At 74.9% G+C, this 15,892-nt stretch carries 17 protein-coding genes; 4 read left to right on the top strand and 13 right to left on the bottom strand.

Annotated elements, in window-relative coordinates:
• From ACOJUF_RS05475 to ACOJUF_RS05465, 3 genes are all read right to left on the bottom strand, one after another.
• Positions 1 to 349, bottom strand: a 349-nt coding sequence (locus ACOJUF_RS05475) for a hypothetical protein (RefSeq protein ID WP_420120852.1), incomplete at its 3' end; no start/stop codon positions are given.
• A 284-nt stretch (positions 350 to 633) separates the two neighbouring features.
• Positions 634 to 1,176 (bottom strand): bifunctional adenosylcobinamide kinase/adenosylcobinamide-phosphate guanylyltransferase, encoded by a 543-nt coding sequence (gene cobU / locus ACOJUF_RS05470; RefSeq protein ID WP_420120851.1) that lies wholly within the window; start codon positions 1,174 to 1,176, stop codon positions 634 to 636.
• Positions 1,173 to 1,904 (bottom strand): hypothetical protein, encoded by a 732-nt coding sequence (locus ACOJUF_RS05465; RefSeq protein WP_420120850.1) that lies wholly within the window; start codon positions 1,902 to 1,904, stop codon positions 1,173 to 1,175. The genes cobU and ACOJUF_RS05465 overlap by 4 nt, the downstream gene beginning before the upstream one ends.
• Positions 1,905 to 2,088: 184 nt before the next feature.
• Between ACOJUF_RS05465 and ACOJUF_RS05460 the strand changes: the two genes are divergently transcribed.
• The 3 genes from ACOJUF_RS05460 (at position 2,089) to ACOJUF_RS05450 (ending at position 5,049) form a co-directional block, all read left to right on the top strand.
• On the top strand, positions 2,089 to 3,258 hold the full coding sequence (locus tag ACOJUF_RS05460) for a sensor histidine kinase (protein WP_420120849.1): 1,170 nt from the start codon (positions 2,089 to 2,091) through the stop codon (positions 3,256 to 3,258).
• Complete coding sequence (locus tag ACOJUF_RS05455; protein ID WP_420120848.1) at positions 3,255 to 3,911, top strand: response regulator; 657 nt, start codon at positions 3,255 to 3,257, stop codon at positions 3,909 to 3,911. Before ACOJUF_RS05460 ends, ACOJUF_RS05455 begins: the two co-directional genes overlap by 4 nt.
• A gap of 148 nt (positions 3,912 to 4,059) precedes the next feature.
• Positions 4,060 to 5,049 (top strand): cobalamin biosynthesis protein, encoded by a 990-nt coding sequence (locus tag ACOJUF_RS05450; protein WP_420120847.1) that lies wholly within the window; start codon positions 4,060 to 4,062, stop codon positions 5,047 to 5,049.
• 233 nt (positions 5,050 to 5,282) lie between these two features.
• Here ACOJUF_RS05450 and ACOJUF_RS05445 read toward each other — a convergent pair whose 3' ends face one another.
• The 10 genes from ACOJUF_RS05445 to ACOJUF_RS05400 all read right to left on the bottom strand — a co-directional run bounded on the left by ACOJUF_RS05445 (position 5,283) and on the right by ACOJUF_RS05400 (position 14,590).
• Positions 5,283 to 6,035: a cobalt-precorrin-6A reductase gene (locus ACOJUF_RS05445; protein ID WP_420120846.1), complete on the bottom strand. Its 753-nt coding sequence runs from the start codon at positions 6,033 to 6,035 to the stop codon at positions 5,283 to 5,285.
• 22 nt (positions 6,036 to 6,057) lie between these two features.
• A complete protein-coding gene (locus tag ACOJUF_RS05440) occupies positions 6,058 to 6,642 on the bottom strand; it encodes a hypothetical protein (protein ID WP_420120845.1) in 585 nt (194 codons plus the stop codon).
• 47 nt (positions 6,643 to 6,689) lie between these two features.
• Positions 6,690 to 7,301, bottom strand: a complete 612-nt coding sequence (locus tag ACOJUF_RS05435; RefSeq protein WP_420120844.1) for a hypothetical protein — start codon at positions 7,299 to 7,301, stop codon at positions 6,690 to 6,692.
• 2 nt (positions 7,302 to 7,303) lie between these two features.
• The gene (locus tag ACOJUF_RS05430) at positions 7,304 to 8,191 is read right to left on the bottom strand and encodes a hypothetical protein (protein ID WP_420120843.1); all 888 of its coding nucleotides are present in this window, start codon (positions 8,189 to 8,191) and stop codon (positions 7,304 to 7,306) included.
• Positions 8,188 to 9,051 carry an ABC transporter ATP-binding protein gene (locus ACOJUF_RS05425; RefSeq protein ID WP_420120842.1) on the bottom strand — a complete coding sequence of 288 codons (864 nt, stop codon included), beginning with the start codon at positions 9,049 to 9,051 and terminating at the stop codon, positions 8,188 to 8,190. The genes ACOJUF_RS05430 and ACOJUF_RS05425 overlap by 4 nt, the downstream gene beginning before the upstream one ends.
• Positions 9,051 to 9,854 (bottom strand): zf-HC2 domain-containing protein, encoded by an 804-nt coding sequence (locus tag ACOJUF_RS05420; RefSeq protein WP_420120841.1) that lies wholly within the window; start codon positions 9,852 to 9,854, stop codon positions 9,051 to 9,053. The genes ACOJUF_RS05425 and ACOJUF_RS05420 overlap by 1 nt, the downstream gene beginning before the upstream one ends.
• Positions 9,855 to 9,856: 2 nt before the next feature.
• Positions 9,857 to 10,408 carry an RNA polymerase sigma factor gene (locus ACOJUF_RS05415; protein ID WP_420120840.1) on the bottom strand — a complete coding sequence of 184 codons (552 nt, stop codon included), beginning with the start codon at positions 10,406 to 10,408 and terminating at the stop codon, positions 9,857 to 9,859.
• A 57-nt stretch (positions 10,409 to 10,465) separates the two neighbouring features.
• A complete protein-coding gene (locus tag ACOJUF_RS05410; RefSeq protein ID WP_420120839.1) occupies positions 10,466 to 11,794 on the bottom strand; it encodes an MATE family efflux transporter in 1,329 nt (442 codons plus the stop codon).
• Positions 11,791 to 13,179, bottom strand: a complete 1,389-nt coding sequence (locus tag ACOJUF_RS05405; RefSeq protein ID WP_420120838.1) for a pyridoxal phosphate-dependent decarboxylase family protein — start codon at positions 13,177 to 13,179, stop codon at positions 11,791 to 11,793. The genes ACOJUF_RS05410 and ACOJUF_RS05405 overlap by 4 nt, the downstream gene beginning before the upstream one ends.
• Positions 13,180 to 13,324: 145 nt before the next feature.
• Positions 13,325 to 14,590 (bottom strand): ROK family protein, encoded by a 1,266-nt coding sequence (locus tag ACOJUF_RS05400; RefSeq protein WP_420120837.1) that lies wholly within the window; start codon positions 14,588 to 14,590, stop codon positions 13,325 to 13,327.
• 72 nt (positions 14,591 to 14,662) lie between these two features.
• Here ACOJUF_RS05400 and xylA point away from each other — a divergent pair, with 72 nt between their 5' ends.
• A complete protein-coding gene (gene xylA, locus ACOJUF_RS05395; protein WP_420120836.1) occupies positions 14,663 to 15,850 on the top strand; it encodes a xylose isomerase in 1,188 nt (395 codons plus the stop codon).
• Positions 15,851 to 15,892: the final 42 nt, after the last annotated feature.

The following is a 15,892-nucleotide window of genomic DNA, read 5'->3' as shown; positions in this document are numbered from 1 at the left end:
CGCCGGTGGGGTCGAGTCGGATGGTCCAGGTGCCGGTGGCGGTGGGGGTGAAGTCGCAGGAGCGGGCGGTGGAGGCGAGCTGGCAGTAGTACTGGCGGCCGCCGGTGGGGTTGTAGAAGTGCAGGTAGGCGGTGCCTGGTTGCCAGCTGGTGGCGGTGATGTTGAAGGTCAGGTGTTGGCCCTGGGTGGCGGCGAAGGAGTACTGGATGTCCTGCCCGGCCACCGCCACCTTCCCGGTCACCGGGGTCCCGACCTTGACGGTTCCGCCGTTGACGACGGCCGCGGCCGACGGCTGAGCGAGCACCGTGCTGGCCACGATCGACACCAGGAAGGCGATCAGCATGGTCACCGTCCGGACAGCTCTGCGGCCGGCCGGACCCGGTCCCGCCGTTCGGAGTGGAACGGGTCTCCGACAGCCGGCACGATCTGCCTGTTCGTGAGTGCGCACGACAGTCCTCCTCGGGTCGCGCGGCCGCGTTCGTCCGGGGAGATTCCCGGGCGGTTCGTCGGCCGTCATCGCCGGACGGTAGGCAGGCGGACTTCGCCGCGACTCAGATCTCGCTCAAGGACCGGGTGGCCAGGGCGATCCGGTCCTTGAGCGACCTGGGGCCTCCGGCGGTGGCCCACCCCGACCTACAGCCGCAGCACCCGGCCGGCCACCACCAGCAGCACGTCGTCGCTGGCCGCCGCGATCCGCTGGTTCACCCGGCCGAGCAGATCGCGGAAGGTGCGGCCGGAACGGTGCTCGGGCACCACCGACCAGCCGACCTCGTTGGTCACCGCGATCACCGGACCGGGGGCGGCCCGCCAGGCCGTCTCGACCGCGGCCAGCACCGGCTCGAACCGGTCCTCCCAGGTGGCCAACCGCTCGTCCCAGGTGCCCAGCCCGTCCACCACCGCGGCGACCCACGTGCCCAGGCAGTCGATCAGCACGGCACCCTCGGCCACCGCGAGAGCGGCGGCCAGGTCGGTGGTTTCGACGGTGCGCCAGTGCTCCGGGCGGCGCGCCCGGTGGGCGTCGATCCGGTCCGCCCACTCCGGGTCGGTGGCCCGGTCCGGCGCCGGACCGGGCGCGACGTAGGTGACCACCGGCGCGTCCGCCAGCATCTGTTCGGCCAGCCGCGACTTGCCCGACCGCACCCCGCCGGTGATCAGGGTGCGGCGGGCGACGGTCACGGTTGGACGGTAGCCGCTCCCCGGCTGGTGGCCGGCGCGGACCCGCTCGGGGGGCCGTCCCAGGCGCCGTCGCTCAGCCGAACGACCCGGACGCCGAGCCACCCGAAGACGGTGGTGACCAGTCCGAGGGCGAGGGCCGGTACGGCCGGCGGCAGGTCACCGGGCAGCACGGTGTGGGCGACGACCACGCCGGTGACCACGACGGGACCCCAGAGCCCCAGGATCCCGGCGCGCCAGGCCGCCCAGGCCAGGAGCGCGATGCCGATGCCGAACGACGTCAGCAGCACCAGGCCGACCACTCCGACCGGAACATCGGCGATGAACCGCTCTTCGACGGCCCGCATCTGCGCCGGATCACCGCCGGCCAGCGCCCGCAGGACCAGAGTGATCGCGCCGATCGCGGCGTGCCCGAGCGCGCCGAGACCGGCGAATAACGCGGCGATGTCGGCCATCAGGGCACCGCGGTCCCGGGCTTCGTGCAGGATGCCGCCGATCGCCGGGAAGGTCAGCAGGGCGGAGGCCAGCAACAGCAGGCCGGAGATCAGCAGCGCGTCGGGATGGTGCACGGCCGCGTCGTGGAAGCCCGGTCCCGACGGGTCGACGAGTGCCTGGGGGACGAGCAACGCGCCGAAGCCGAGCAGGCTCAGGCCGGTGACGACCCGGCGGATCCGGCGAGCAGGTGGAACCTTCCCCGGCGACGGTGGACAGTTTCTCGAATCGGGGTTCATGGCGCCTCCTTGATGCCGGCCGGCCCACGGTCGGGCCGCCTGGTCGACAACGGTCCGGCGCCTGGCCGCTCCCGTCATCGGTCCCGCGAGCGAACGGCTCTCGTCCCTTCGGCGCACCGTCCGGGGCCGACGGATCAACACAAAGGATGATCCGGATACGCGACCGACCACCTACCATCGGCCGATGGAACGGCGGCGGCTGGACCGATTCCTCGACGCCGGACTGGCGCTCGGGCTGACCGCCGTCGGACAGGTGGAGGTCTGGTCCGGGTTGGTCCAGGGCGGACCGCGGATCCCGGTCGCGATGGCGGTCGCGGTGGGCACGGCCGCGGTGGCCGTCCGGCGCAGCTTCCCGCTGTGGGCGGTGCTCGTGAGCTGCGGAGCGATGACGGTCCAGGCGGCCCTGGGGGTAGACGCGAACACCGCGTTCGCACCGTTGCTGGCTGCGTTCCTGGCCATCGGCACTGCCGGCTACCTCGCCACCCGACCGCTCGTGGCGCTCGGCTGCGCCATCGGCCTGATCGCGCTCGCGGTGCTGATCGCCCACGACCGGCCGATCCAGGAGTCGCTCTCGCTCGTCGGTGATCTGCTGTACGCGTCCTTGCTGGTGGTTCTTGCGTGGCTGGTAGGGCGGGGATTCGCGGTCGCCCGGTTGCAGCGGCAGCTCTCGCAGGAGCGCGCCGCCGCCGCGGTCGCCCGTGAGCGGCTGCGCATCGCCCGGGACGTGCACGACATCGTCGCGCACAGCATCAGTGTCATGACGCTGCACGCCGGGGGCGCGCGCCGGTTGCTGCGGCCGGACCAGGCTCAGGCCCTGGCCGCCCTCGTCGTGGTCGAGCGGACCGGCCGGGAGGCGCTGGCCGAGATCCGGCAGGTGCTGACCGACGTCCGCGAGACCCGCGGCGCGCCGGCCCTGACGGCGTCGACCCTCGACCGTGCCGTCGAACCGTTGCGGGCCGCCGGACTCCGGGTCGACCTGGAGATCGGCGACCTGCCGGAGCCGCTGGTGGGCGTCGGAGCCACCGCGGGCCTGCGGGTCATGCAGGAGGCCGTCACCAATATCCTGCGGCACGCGGACGCGTCGACGGTGACGATCCGGGTCGGCGTCGAGCAGGACCGGCTCCGACTCGAGATCGTGGACGACGGTGTCGGGATCCGCCCCGGCCAGGGCGGGCCAGGCCACCCGGGCCACGGAATCGCCGGCATGCGGGAGCGACTCACCGAGATCGGGGGCACCCTGACCGCCGGACCGGCGGCCCCGGGCGGCGCGGCCGGCTCGGTCGAGGCGAATCCGGCCGGCCGCGGGTTCCGGGTGGACGCCGGGATCCCGCTGGAGCGGGTGGCGGCCCGGTGAGCATCCGCGTCCTGCTGGCCGACGACCAGCACCTCGTCCGCACCGGCTTCCGGCTCATCCTGTCCGCCGAGCCGGACATCGAGGTGGTCGGTGAGGCCGGCAACGGGAACGACACGGTCCGGTCCGCCCGGCGGCTGCGCCCCGACGTCACCCTGATGGATGTGCGGATGCCCGGCCTCGACGGGATCGCCGCCACCCGGCAGTTGGCCGGTCAGACCCCGCCACCCACCCGGGTTCTCGTGCTGACGACGTTCGACGTCGACAGCTATGTCTATGACGCGCTGCGGGCCGGGGCCAGCGGCTTCCTGCTCAAGAACGCGCCGCCGGAGGAGCTGGTCAGGGCCATCCGGCTGATCGCCGCCGGCGGGGCGCTGCTCGACCCGGCGGTCACGCTGCGGGTGATCGAGGAGTTCTCGCGCGCACCGGAGCGCCCGCAGCCCCCCGCCGACCTCCGCCGGTTGACCGAGCGGGAGCGTGAGGTGCTGTTGCTGCTCGCCCGCGGGTTGTCGAACGCGGAGATCGCTGCGGCGCTGGTGGTGAGCGAGGCCACCGTCAAGTCGCACGTCGCCCGGCTGCTGGCCAAGCTTGCGCTGCGCGATCGGGCCCAGGCCATCGTCTTCGCCTACGAGCATGGGCTGGTGACACCCCACTGATCCCGCCCGGGTCCGAGCCGGTGGACCGCCCAGGCTCGTGCACGATCCCGGCTTCCTTCGGGGGTCTCGGCGTGTCGCGGGACGGCCGGGCAGAGTTCGCCATGATCGCCGTGAGGGGCGGGCAGAACGGGAGAGGGGCGAGCGGGCGATGGCAGGCGACAGCACGGCCCCCTGGGTGCGGGCGGCCGGGCTGGCCGTGGGATATCTGGCCGACCACTTGCTGGGAGATCCGCGGCGATGGCATCCGGTGGCCGGGTTCGGCCGCACCGCGGCCGCGCTGGAGCGGCGCAGCTATCGCGACGACCGGGTCGCCGGCGCGGTCCACACCGCCGTCCTGGTCGGCGCGGCGACCGGCCTGGGCATCGCCGCCGACCGCCTCACCCGGACCCGGCCGGTGGCCCGGACCCTGGTCACCGCGGCGGCGACCTGGGCGGTGCTCGGCGGCCGGTCGCTGGGTCGGGAGGCCGCCGCGGTCGGCGCGCTGCTGGACGCTCACGATCTGCCCGGTGCGCGGCGGCGGATCACCCACCTCGTCGGTCGGGACCCGGCGACGCTCGACGAGGCCGGGATCGCCCGCGCCTGCGTCGAATCCGTCGCCGAGAACACCTCCGACGCGGTCGTGGCCCCGCTGGTCTGGGGATCGGTCGCCGGGGTGCCCGGGCTGCTCGCCTACCGGGCGGTCAACACCCTGGACGCGATGATCGGCCACCGCTCCCCGCGCTACCGGCGGTTCGGCTGGGCGGCGGCCCGGCTGGACGACCTGGCCAATCTCGTGCCGGCGCGGCTGGCCGCCGGGCTCACCGCGGTCCTCGCCCCGCTTGTCGGCGGCACACCACGCGGAGCGTGGCGAGCGGTCCTGCGGGATGCCGGCGCCCACCCCAGCCCCAACGCCGGGCCGGTCGAGGCGGCCTTCGCCGGGGCCCTGGGCCGGACCCTCGGGGGCGTCAACACCTACGGCGACGAGGTCGAGGACCGCGGCACGCTGGGCGACGGGCCGCCCCCGGGCGCGGCCGACATCGCCCGGGCGACGCGATTGTCCGCCCTGGTCGGGGTGGGTGCGCTGGTCCTAGCGGTGGCCGCGGCGGCGGGCAGATTCGGCGGGTCCGGGGCCGGAGGGCCGAACCTGCCCGTCCCCTGACGACCGCGTCACCGGGCCGCCGGCAACGACAGGGGCCGGCACGAGGGATCCCTCCGGATGGCCGGCCGGCGACCCGGTCGGCGGGTCCGGTGCGGCCGGGACCGCGAGGATGCGACCCGCGCCGGCGCCGTCGTCCCGCCCAGTGAGCCCCGTCCTCCGAACGCACCCCGGTCGTTTCCGCGCCCTCGATGCCGGCACGACCGGCGCGGTGGCCGCCGCCCGTGACCCCGACCTCACCTGAGGGGGCCGAGCGTCTCCCGCACCCAGGTCACGGCGGCCGCGACGGCGGGAACGGCCGGCACCCCGGGCGTGGAGGCCGGCCGGCGCAGCACGATCACCGGGACCCCCGCCTCGGCGGCGGCCAGCAGTTTCGGCTCGGTCATCGCCCCGCCCGAATCCTTGGTGACCAGCGTGGCGATCCGGTGCTCGTGCAAGAGCGCCCGCTCGCCGCTCACCGTGTACGGACCCCGAGAGGTGAGCACCCGCCAGTGCGGCGGCAGCGGTTCGGTGACCGGGTCGACCAGCCGGACGAGCACGAAAGGTGCTTCCAATGCGGTGAACTCGCTCAACGTGCGGCGGCCGGTGGTCAGCAGGACCCGCCGGCCGGCCGCGGCCCGGACCGCCTGCGCCGGCCCGTCCACCCACTGCCAGCTCCCGGCCAGCGGGTGGTCGGCCCAGCCGGGTCGGGCCAGCCGGAGCAGCGGGGTCCCGGTGGCGGCGCATGCCGTCGCCGCGGACGCCGAGATGCCGGTCGCGAAGGGATGGGTGGCGTCCACGACCGCCCGGATCCGCTCCGCGCGCAGGTACTCGGCGAGTCCCGCCGGCCCGCCGAACCCCCCGATCCGGACGGCACCGACCGGCAGCGCCGGGTCGCGGACCCGGCCGGCGAGCGAGGAGACGGCGGGCACCCCCACCTCGGCCAGACCCCGCGCCAGGGAACGGGCCTCGCCGGTGCCGCCCAGGATCAGGACGGCGGGTTCGGGCATGCCAGCAGGGTAGTGCGCGGTCCTAGCTCTCCTGGGGCAGGCAGGCCGGCACCTGGAGGCGCTCCATCAGCGGGTACAGCTCGGCGTAGGCGTCGCCCTGGTCGCCGAAGAACGCATCGGGCCCGGCCGCCTGCACCGACGCGGTGATCCGGTCGTTGGCCTGGATGACCGCGGCCAGCGCCTCCTGTCGCTCGGCCGGCGCCCCCAGGGCGGCCAGGTCGTCCGAGATCTTGTAGGACTCGGCGACGAGCGTGTCGAAGGCCTGCTGCATCTGCTCGGGCGTCGGCGGCTTGCTCATGGCCATGAACGTCCCCCGGACGGCCTCGGAGTTGGCGGTGCACAACGCGGCCGCCCGGGTCTGGAACTCGCTCTCGGCGATGGTCGGCAGGGCAAGATTCCCGGCCGCCCCGGCCGAGCCGCCCGCCGTGAGCGAGCCGGCCGCGGCCGCCGTGGAGGTGCTGGCCGGGGCGCCGGACGCGGAGGTACCGGGTGCGGTGGAGGCGGACTGCCCGGAGCAGGCGGTCAGCCCGGCGGCCAGGAGGACGGCGGTGGCGACGACGGCGGTGGGGCGATTGATCGGACGGCGACGGGGCGGGGTGCCGGGCATGGTGAACTCCTTTGCGCGGGTTGCGGTTTCCACCCCCTCTGTCGTGATCAGCGGCGCCTTCGGATCACGCCCGGGAAGCGATCGGTCAGGGTGATCGCGGCGACGACGGCCGCGGCGGCCGCCGCCGCGCACCACAGCCACCGGCTGGTGTCCCACGACGCGGCCGAATGGGCCGGGAACGGGAAGATCGGCACCCGATCGGCCAGCCGGCCGGTGGCCGGCCAGCACAGCGCGAAGGCCACCGCCACGGGCGCGAGCCGGGCGCCGGGCTCGGCCGCGCCGGCCGCCCGACGCGCCACGGTCCAGGCCGTCGCGACGAGCACCGCCCCGAACCCCTGGGCGGCGACCTGCGCCGGCCGGTCGAAGAAGCCGTCCCAGCCCCGGGCGATCGACCACGTCCAGGCCGCCAGCAGCGGGACCAGGCCGAGGCAGCGGGCGGCCGTGCGCCATGCCGGCGTCCGCGGGGCCGGGTCGACCACGGCCGCCGCGGGCTCGTCGAAGCACCAGGCGGCGGCCGCGGCGAGCAGCCCGACGGCGGCGACCTCGAGCGGCCAGGTCGCGGCGGGGCGCCGGGCGACGATCTCCATCAGCGTGACGACCAGGCCCGCGACGAGTCCGACCCGGGCCCACGGCACGGCGACGGCCGCGTGCCGCAGCATGGTCAGCCGCCGGCGTCCGGCGAGGGGATGGGGTTGGGCAGTGTGGCCGGCTCACCACCGGTGATCGCCAGCCCGCTCAGCACCACGGCGAGCACCGTCAGGCCGACGGCCGCTCGGACCGGAACCGCCCGCTCGCTCTCCCGGTCGTGCAGGACGGCGATCACGACGCCCAGCGCGCACAGCGCGAGCTGGTACCCGACGTACCAGAACACCGAGCCGGGCAGCACCGTCCAGCGCATCGGATCGTCCGCCCCGGGCAGCCCGAACGGTCCGTGGAAGTGCGTCCAGATCCACACCTCCCGCCACCCGGCGTTCCAGGCCTGGTCGCCGTTGAGGACGACCGTGAGCAGGACGGCCACCACCGCGACGATCGGCGCCGCCCAGCGGCGGCGGAACCACCGGCCCACGACCAGGCCGAGCACGGGTCCGCCGATCGACGCGACGACCCCCTGGGAGAACAGGACGGCGAGCACGAAGGCGTCCGGGGTGGCGTCGAAGGTGGAGTCGGCCGACCGCTCGTAGGCCAGGTAGCCGTAGGCCGCGGCGACGAACCAGATCAGCGCAACGGCCAGCGGGACGACCACGGCGGCGGCGAGGGCCAGCGTCCGGGTGCGCTCGGCGACGACGACGGTGCCGGCGGCGGCCGCCGCCCGATCGGAGTCCCGGACCAGGCCGGCCATGATCACGATGCCCAGGACGCCCAGGGTGAACGCCGGCCCGAGCCCGTCCAGCGCCGTCCGACCCCGCTCGTCGGACTGCCCGGCGGCGCCGAACCCGGCGATCACCAGGGTCAGGGCGGTCCCGAACCAGAACAGGCGGTGGCCGGCGTAGCGCCGGATCTCCTGGCGGGCCAACTGGCCCAGGGTCGACCCGGCGGCGGTCGGGGTCACGACGGCACCTCGTGCCCGCCGACGGGAGCGGCCCGCAGGAGCAGGTAGGCGTCCTCGACGGAGGGGTCGACCGTCCGGCTCCCGGGGCCCGGGACGCCGCCGACGGACCGGATCAGTCCGGTCCCGGTCCGCCAGGTCTGCACCGCACCGGTGGCGGCCGCCGGCCCGAGGTGGACCTGTCCGTCCGCCGTCGCCAGCAGGCCGGGGACCGACCCGTCGAACCGCACCCGGCCCCCGTCGAGCACCAGGACCCGATCGCATAGCGCCGAGACGTCCTCGGTCTGGTGGGTTGACAGCAGCACGGTGCCGGCGTGCCCGCCGAGCAGCCCGCGCAGCGCGGCCCGTTGTTCGGGGTCGAGGCCGGTGGTCGGTTCGTCGAGGACGAGCAGGTCCGGGGCGCCGATCAGCGCCTGGGCGATCGCCAACCGGCGGCGCTGGCCGCCGGACAGCCTGGCCACCTTCCGGGTGCCCAGGTCGCCCAGCCGGACGAGGTCGAGCACCCGGCGGATCTCGCGGTGCCGCTCGTCGGTGCGCTTCCATTCCTTGAGCACCGCGATGTAGTCCAGGAACCCCAGGGCGGTCATCCCGCGCGGGAAGACCACCTCCTGGGGCAGGTAGCCGATGTGCCGGCGGGCCTCGACCCGCTCGCCGTGGCCGCCGGTGATGTCGTGCCCGGCGACCACGATCCGGCCGCTCGTCGGCGCCACCGCGCTGGACAGCAGGCGCAGCATGGTGGTCTTGCCGGCACCGTTGGGACCCAGCAGACCCACGACGCCCGGTCCGAGCGTCACCGTCGTCGGATGCAGCGCGATCGTCGTCCCGTATCGCTTGGACACGTCCTGCAGGCGGGTCGGTCCCATCAGTCGGCTCCGCTCGTGCGGGTCGTGATCCGGACGGCGAACACCGCGGCCAGGACCACCGCGGCGCCCAGGAAACCGGCCTGGGCGGCGGGGGAGACCAGCACGTCCACCCGGTCGGCCCGGCCGAGGGCGAGCGCGACGGTGATCCACACCAGGGCGAGCACCCCGCCGACCGCGGGCGGCGCCCACCACGTCAACAGCACCAGCCCGGCCAGGGTCAGGCCCAGCGAGGGCAGCAGCCAGGCGACCATCAGCCCGCTGAGCCCGGGGACGAGCAGGCCGATCAGGAAGGTCGCCGGGATGGCGAGCCCGAGGCCGGCGGCCGTCCGTAGCAGGGCCAGCCGGAACCGGGAGTAGGGAGTCGGCGCGCTCACCTCGCGCAGGCAGTGCGTGGCGTCGAACGCCGCGACCACCGCGAGCGCCGGCACCAGCGGGGCCAGGGCCAGGAAGACCGCGTCGGGTCGCCACGGGGTCAACCCGGCCGACAGTGCGCAGGTCAGCGCGGCCGCCACCACCGTGACCCCCAGCACCAGCACACTCTCACCCGCGCCGAGCAGGACGGCCACGTCGTCGGGCAACCCGAGACGGCGCAGGACGCGCAACACCCACGGCACCCGGGGGCGGGTCACGGTGGCCTGCACCCCGGCCCACACCGACGCGGTGTCGACGGCGGACCGGGCCGCCGCCCGGCAGCGCGGGCAGCCGACGACGTGCGCCTCGACGCTCGTCGCGGCGGCCGGCTCGAGGCGTCCGGCGGCGTAGGCCTGCCAGGTCGCGGCCGGGACATGCCACTGCGTCGACATGGTCACCACCCTTCCAACGGCACCAGGTGCTCCCGCAACCTGGCCTTGGCGATCCGCATCCGGCTCTTCACGGTGCCCTGCGGGATGCCCAGCAGGACGGCCGCCTCGCGGGTGGAGAGGCCGTCCAGCACCGTCGCCTGCAGCACCTGCACCAGTTCCGGTGACAGCGTCCGGAGCGCGTCCCCGACGTGGCCGTGGGCGACCGCCACCAGCAGTTCGTCCTCGGCGCTGGCCACCAGTGGGCTGTGCGCGGCGATCACCTCCGCGCCGGCGGGCGACGGCGGCGCCTTCTTCCGGATCCGGCTGATCAGCTGACGGATCGCGATGCCCCACAGCCAGGCACCGACGTCGCCGTCCCCGCGGAACGCGCCGGGCTTGCGCCAGACGGCCACGAACGTGTCGTGCAGGGCGTCGTGGGCCAGGTCCTCGTCGGGCGTCCGGCGGCGCAGCCGCAGCAGCAGCCAGGCCGAATGGCGCTCGACCAGTTCCCGCAGCGCGGCCTCCTCGCCCCTGGCCACCAGGGCCAGCAGCTCGACGTCCGACACCTGCAGCATGCCACCCCTGTCGCGGTCCGGACCCCGATCGGATCACCGACGTCGGACGCACCACATCTACCGCACCGCCCCGGTCACCAGCCACCGGTCGCCGCGATAGCGCAGGCCCAGGGTCACCGCCCGCGCGCCCATGAACACACCCGAGAACGCCACCCAGAGCCAGATCAGGCCGGCGCTGCCACCGGGCGCCCAGACGGCCACCGCGGCCGCCGCGGGCAGGTAGGCGACGAAGGTGAGCACGCCCGCCCGGGCCAGGTAGGCGCCGTCGCCGGCCCCGATCAACACCCCGTCCAGCACGAAGACCCAGCCGCACAGCGGCTGCGAGACGGCCACCACGATCAGCGCGGCGCCGACCGCGTCCCGCACGACCGGGTCGGGCGAGAAGGCGGCCCCGGCGAACGCGTGGATCAGCAGGACGACCACGCCGATGCCGACACCCACCCAGACGCCCCAGCGCAGCATGATCCCGGTGAACCGCCGGGCGGCCCGCCCGTCGCCCTCGCCCAGGGCCTTGCCGGTCAGCGCCTGCGCCGCGATGGCCAGCGCGTCCAGCCCCAGGGCCAGGAAGTTCCAGATGGACATCACCACCTGCTGGGCGGCCAGCGCGGCGACCCCCTGCCGGGTCGCGACGACCGTGGTGACGATGATCGCCGCGCGCAGGGTCAGCGTCCGGACGAACAGCGGGACCCCGGCCCGCCCGGCCCCGCGGATGTGCCCGGCGTGCGGGGTCAGCGGCACCCCCAGCCGGCGGGCGCCCCGGGCGACGATGACGATCAGCGCGGCCGCCATCCCGGTCTGGGTCAGCGCCGTGCCGATCGCCGAACCGGCGACGCCGAGCCCGATCCCGTACACCAGCAGCAGGTTCAGGCCGGTGTTCAACACCGCCCCGGCAACCGCGACGACCAGCGGGGTGCGGGTGTCCTGCAGACCGCGCAGCACCCCGGTGGTGGCGAGCACGGCGAGCATGGCCGGCAGCCCGAGCAGGGACCAGCGCAGGAAGGTGACGCCGTACCCGGCGACGTCGGGTGTGCCGCCGAACGCGTCGATCAGCGGGGGCGCCAGCGGCCAGCCGACCGCCAGCACCGCGACCCCGATGATCACCGCGAGGTAGAGACCGGCCACGCCGAAGGTGAGGGCGTCGGCCGGCCGCCCGGCCCCCAGGGCCCGGGACACCTGCGCGGTGGTGCCGTAGGCGAGGAACACCGACAGCCCCACCAGGGTGCCGAGGATGACCGAGGCGATGCCCACCCCGGCCAGTTCGGCGACGCCCAGGTGGCCGACGATCGCCGCGTCGACGAGCAGGAAGATCGGCTCGGCCAGCAGCGCGCCCAGGGCCGGGACGGCCAGCCGCAGGATCTGCCGGTTCAGCCCCGGCTCGCCGCTCACGCGGCGGCGGCGACGCGCAGGATCGCGGCCACCGACCGATCGACGTCGTCCGCGGTCGTCGACCAGTTCGACACCGAGATCCGCATTAGTCGCCGGCCCCGCCAGGTGGTGCCGCCCAGCCAGCAGGTGCCCTCGCGCTGGACGCCGTCGATCACCGCGTCGGTGCGCGCGTCGGTGCCGAACCCGGCCAGCACCTGGTTCAGCACGACGTCGTTGGCGATCTCCACCCCGCCGGCCGCCAGCCCGTCGGCGAACCGGCGGGCCAGGCCACAGGTGCGCCGCACCAGGTCGGCCACACCGGATCCACCCAGCTCGCGCAGGGCCGCCCAGACGGCGAAACCGCGGGCCCGTCGGGATGATTCGAGCACCAGGTCGGCGGACGAACCGGTCGTGCCCGCTCCGACCAGGTAGGCGGCGGTGAACGAGGTGGCGGCCAGATGGGCCTGCGCGTCGGCGCAGGCGACCAGGCCGCAGTCGTAGGGCACGTTCAGCCACTTGTGCGCGTCGGTGCACCAGGAGTCGGCCAGCTCGATCCCGTCCACCAGCGGCCGGGTCTGCGGGCAGGCGGCCGCCCACAGGCCGAACGCGCCGTCCACGTGCACCCAGCAGTTCCCCACGGTCCGCGCCGCCCCGATCGCCGCCCGCAGGTCGTCGCACGCGCCGGTGTTCACGTTGCCGGCCTGCAGCACCACGATGGTCGGGGCCGTCGGGTCCGCGGCCAGAACCTCGATGAGCGAGTCGATGTCGATGGCCCCCTGGGGTCCGGCGGCCACCTGCGCAACGCTGCCGGTGCCCAGCCCCAGCAGCCGCAGGGATCGGTCGACCGTGGCGTGCCGTTCGGCCGAGGCGACCACCCGCAGGCGGGGGGCACCGATCAGGCCGTCCCGGGCGACGTCCCAGCCGGCGCGGGCCAGCACCCGGTGCCGGGCCGCGGCCAGGCCGACCGTGTTGGCCGACTGCGCCCCGGTGCCGAATCCGACGGAGGCCGTGGCGGGCAGGCCGAGCAACTCGGTGAGCCAGCTGCCGGCCACCTCCTCGGCCACGCTCGCGGCCGGCGCGGACACGGCGTTGAAGGCCAGCTGGTCCCAGCCGACGGCCAGCATGTCGGCCGCGGTCGCCGCCGGCAGCGAGCCACCGACGACGAACCCGAAGAAGCGCGGCCCGGCGCTGGCCACCAGCCCGGGGTCGGCCGCGGCGATCAGGTCGTCCAGCACCCGGTCGGGGGCGGTCGGGCCGTCCGGCAGCGGGCCGCCGAACGCGGCCAGCAGGGCGGCGCGGTCGGCCGGCGGCGCCACCGGCCGCTCGGGCAGACCCAGGCGGAACTCGATCGCCGCCTCGGCCGCGGTACGGATCAGGTCGGCCACCGTGCCGGGCTGGTCGGTCACGACGCCCGCCGGGCCGGGACGCCGCCGCCGGCGGTCGGGCGGGTGCGGGCTGTGGTGCTCATGCCTCGGACGCTACGCCGGGACCCACCCCCGGGGCGCGGGCCGGCGAGGGATCACCGGCCCGGTGCGGGCACGCGCGGTGCGCTCAGGGCCGGGGCATCCACTCGCTGGGATGGTCGATGACCTGGGTGAGGACGGCCGAGGCGGCGCCGGTCATCGCGGCCGCCTCCCGCACCACGGCCGACCGGACCCGGATCGCCGACCACGGCGCGGCCAGCACCCGCTGGTCGAGCACCCGTTCGATGCCGGGCACCAGCTCCCCGGCCAGGGTCGCGTACAACCCGCCGAGCACCACCGTCTCCACGTCGACCAGGTTGACCGCATTGGCGATCGCGGTGCCCAGGGCCCGGGCGGCGACGGCGAAGGAGGTGACCGCGGCCGGGTCGCCGGCCGCGGCCGCCCGCTGCAGGTGGTCGATGGGCAGGCTCAGGTCGAGCCCGGCGGCGCGCATCAACGCGTCCTTGCCCGCGTACTGCTCCAGGCAGCCGGTGGCCCCGCAGCGGCACTGCGGTCCGTCGGGATCGATGACGGTGTGGCCGATCTCGCCGCTCCAGCCGTGCCGGCCGCCGAACACGGCCCCGTCGAGCACCAGCGCGCCGCCGACCCCGACCTCGCCGGACAGGTACAGGAAGGTGCGCACGCCGAGCCCGCGCAAGGCGTCGCACTCGGCCCGGGCGGCCAGCGTCGCCTCGTTGTCGAGCAGGATGGGCCGGTCGAGCCGTCCGGGGGTGGCCGGTCCGTAGGGCCGGCCGGCGGGATCGACGGCGGCCCGGAACAGGCCGGCGACGTCGACGGCGCGCCAGCCCAGGTTGGGGGCCAGGCGCACCGGTCCGGCGGTCCGGTCGACCAGGCCGGGCAGCGCCAGCCCGGTCCCGGCCAGCCGCGCCGGCCGGTCGGTCGCGCCGATGACCGTGTCGACCACCGCGCGGTAGAGGCCGGCCAGGGCGGGCACCACCCGGGCCGGATCACTGCCCCGGAAGTCACCGTCGCAGATCTCCTGGGCCAGCACCGCGCCGGACAGGTCGACCATCCGGACCCCGAGGTAGTCGACGTTGACCTCCATGCCCACCGCCGCCACCGTGCCGGCCGCGGGCACCAGGGGCACCGCCGGCCGGCCCGCGCGCTGGGACATCACCGGCGGCAGTTCGGTGACCAGGCCGGCCTCGATCAGGGCGTCGACCAGGGAACTGACGGTCGCCCGGGTCAGTCCCGTGGTGGCCGCGATGTCGGCTCGCGACGGCGCCGCCGCAGCCTCGACAATGAGACGAAGGACCAGGCTCAGGTTGTGCTCGCGCAGGTTGGCCTGCCGGATCGCGGAACCGCCGCGGGGGACGGGCGAGCGGGGGGCCATGGGGTTGACCTTAGCGGCCCTCTCCTATAAGTTCATTCAAAGAACAAAACCGCACGACGAAGGAGTCAGCAGATGGTGCGCCAGGCAACCCCGGAGGATCGTTTCTCGTTCGGCCTGTGGACGGTGTCCTGGCAGGGCCGTGATCCGTTCGGCGATGCCACCCGGCCGGCGCTGGATCCGGTCGAGGCCATCGGCAAGCTGGCCGAGGTCGGCGCCTGGGGCGTGACCTTCCACGACGACGACGTGGTGCCCTTCGGATCCGACGACGCGACCCGGACGAAGATCCTCACCTCGTTCCGCGACGCCTGCGCCGAGCACGACATCACGATCGAGATGGTCACCACCAACCTGTTCACCCACCCGGTGTTCAAGGACGGCGGGCTGACCTCCAACGACCGGTCGGTGCGCCGCTTCGCGCTGCGCAAGGTCCTGCGCAACATCGACCTGACCGCCGAACTCGGCGCCAAGACGTTCGTGATGTGGGGTGGCCGGGAGGGGGCCGAGTACGACGGGTCCAAGGACATCAACGCCGCCCTCGATCGCTACGCCGAGGGTATCGACACCGTGGCCGGCTACATCAAGAGCAAGGGCTACGACATCCGGATCGCGTTGGAGCCCAAGCCGAACGAGCCCCGCGGCGACATCTTCCTGCCCACCATCGGCCACGCGCTCGGCTTCATCGCCAAGCTGGAGAACGGTGACATCGTCGGCCTGAACCCGGAGGTCGGGCACGAGCAGATGGCCGGTCTGAACTTCACCGCCGGCATCGCCCAGGCGCTCTGGAACGGCAAGCTGTTCCACATCGACCTCAACGGCCAGCGGTCCATCAAGTACGACCAGGACCTCGTCTTCGGGCACGGCGACCTGCTGTCCGCGTTCTTCACCGTCGACCTGCTGGAGAACGGCTTCCCGAACGGCGGGCCGACCTACGACGGGCCCCGGCACTTCGACTACAAGCCCTCGCGCACCGAGGGTTTCGACGGGGTCTGGGCCTCCGCGCGGGCCAACATCAACACCTATCTGATCCTGAAGGAGCGGGCCCTGGCGTTCCGGGCCGACCCCGAGGTGCAGGCCGCGATGCAGGCGTCCGGGATCGCGGAGCTGGCCGCCCCGACCCTGGCCGCGGGGGAGACCGTCGAGGACCTGCTGGCCGATCGGTCGGCCTTCGAGGACTACGACGCCGACAAGGCCGCCGAGCACTCCTACGCGTTCGTGCACCTGAACCAGCTCGCCGTCGAGCACGCCCTGGGCGCTCGCTGACGGCGCCCGCTGTCCGATCCGAGCCCCGCGGCGCCGCTCCGG

It is taken from the genome of Nakamurella sp., from assembly GCF_048594475.1.
Taxonomy (GTDB): Bacteria; Actinomycetota; Actinomycetes; order Mycobacteriales; family Nakamurellaceae; genus Nakamurella.
Note: the sequence above shows the minus strand (reverse complement) of the source record. Positions and strands in the feature narration are given on the sequence as shown.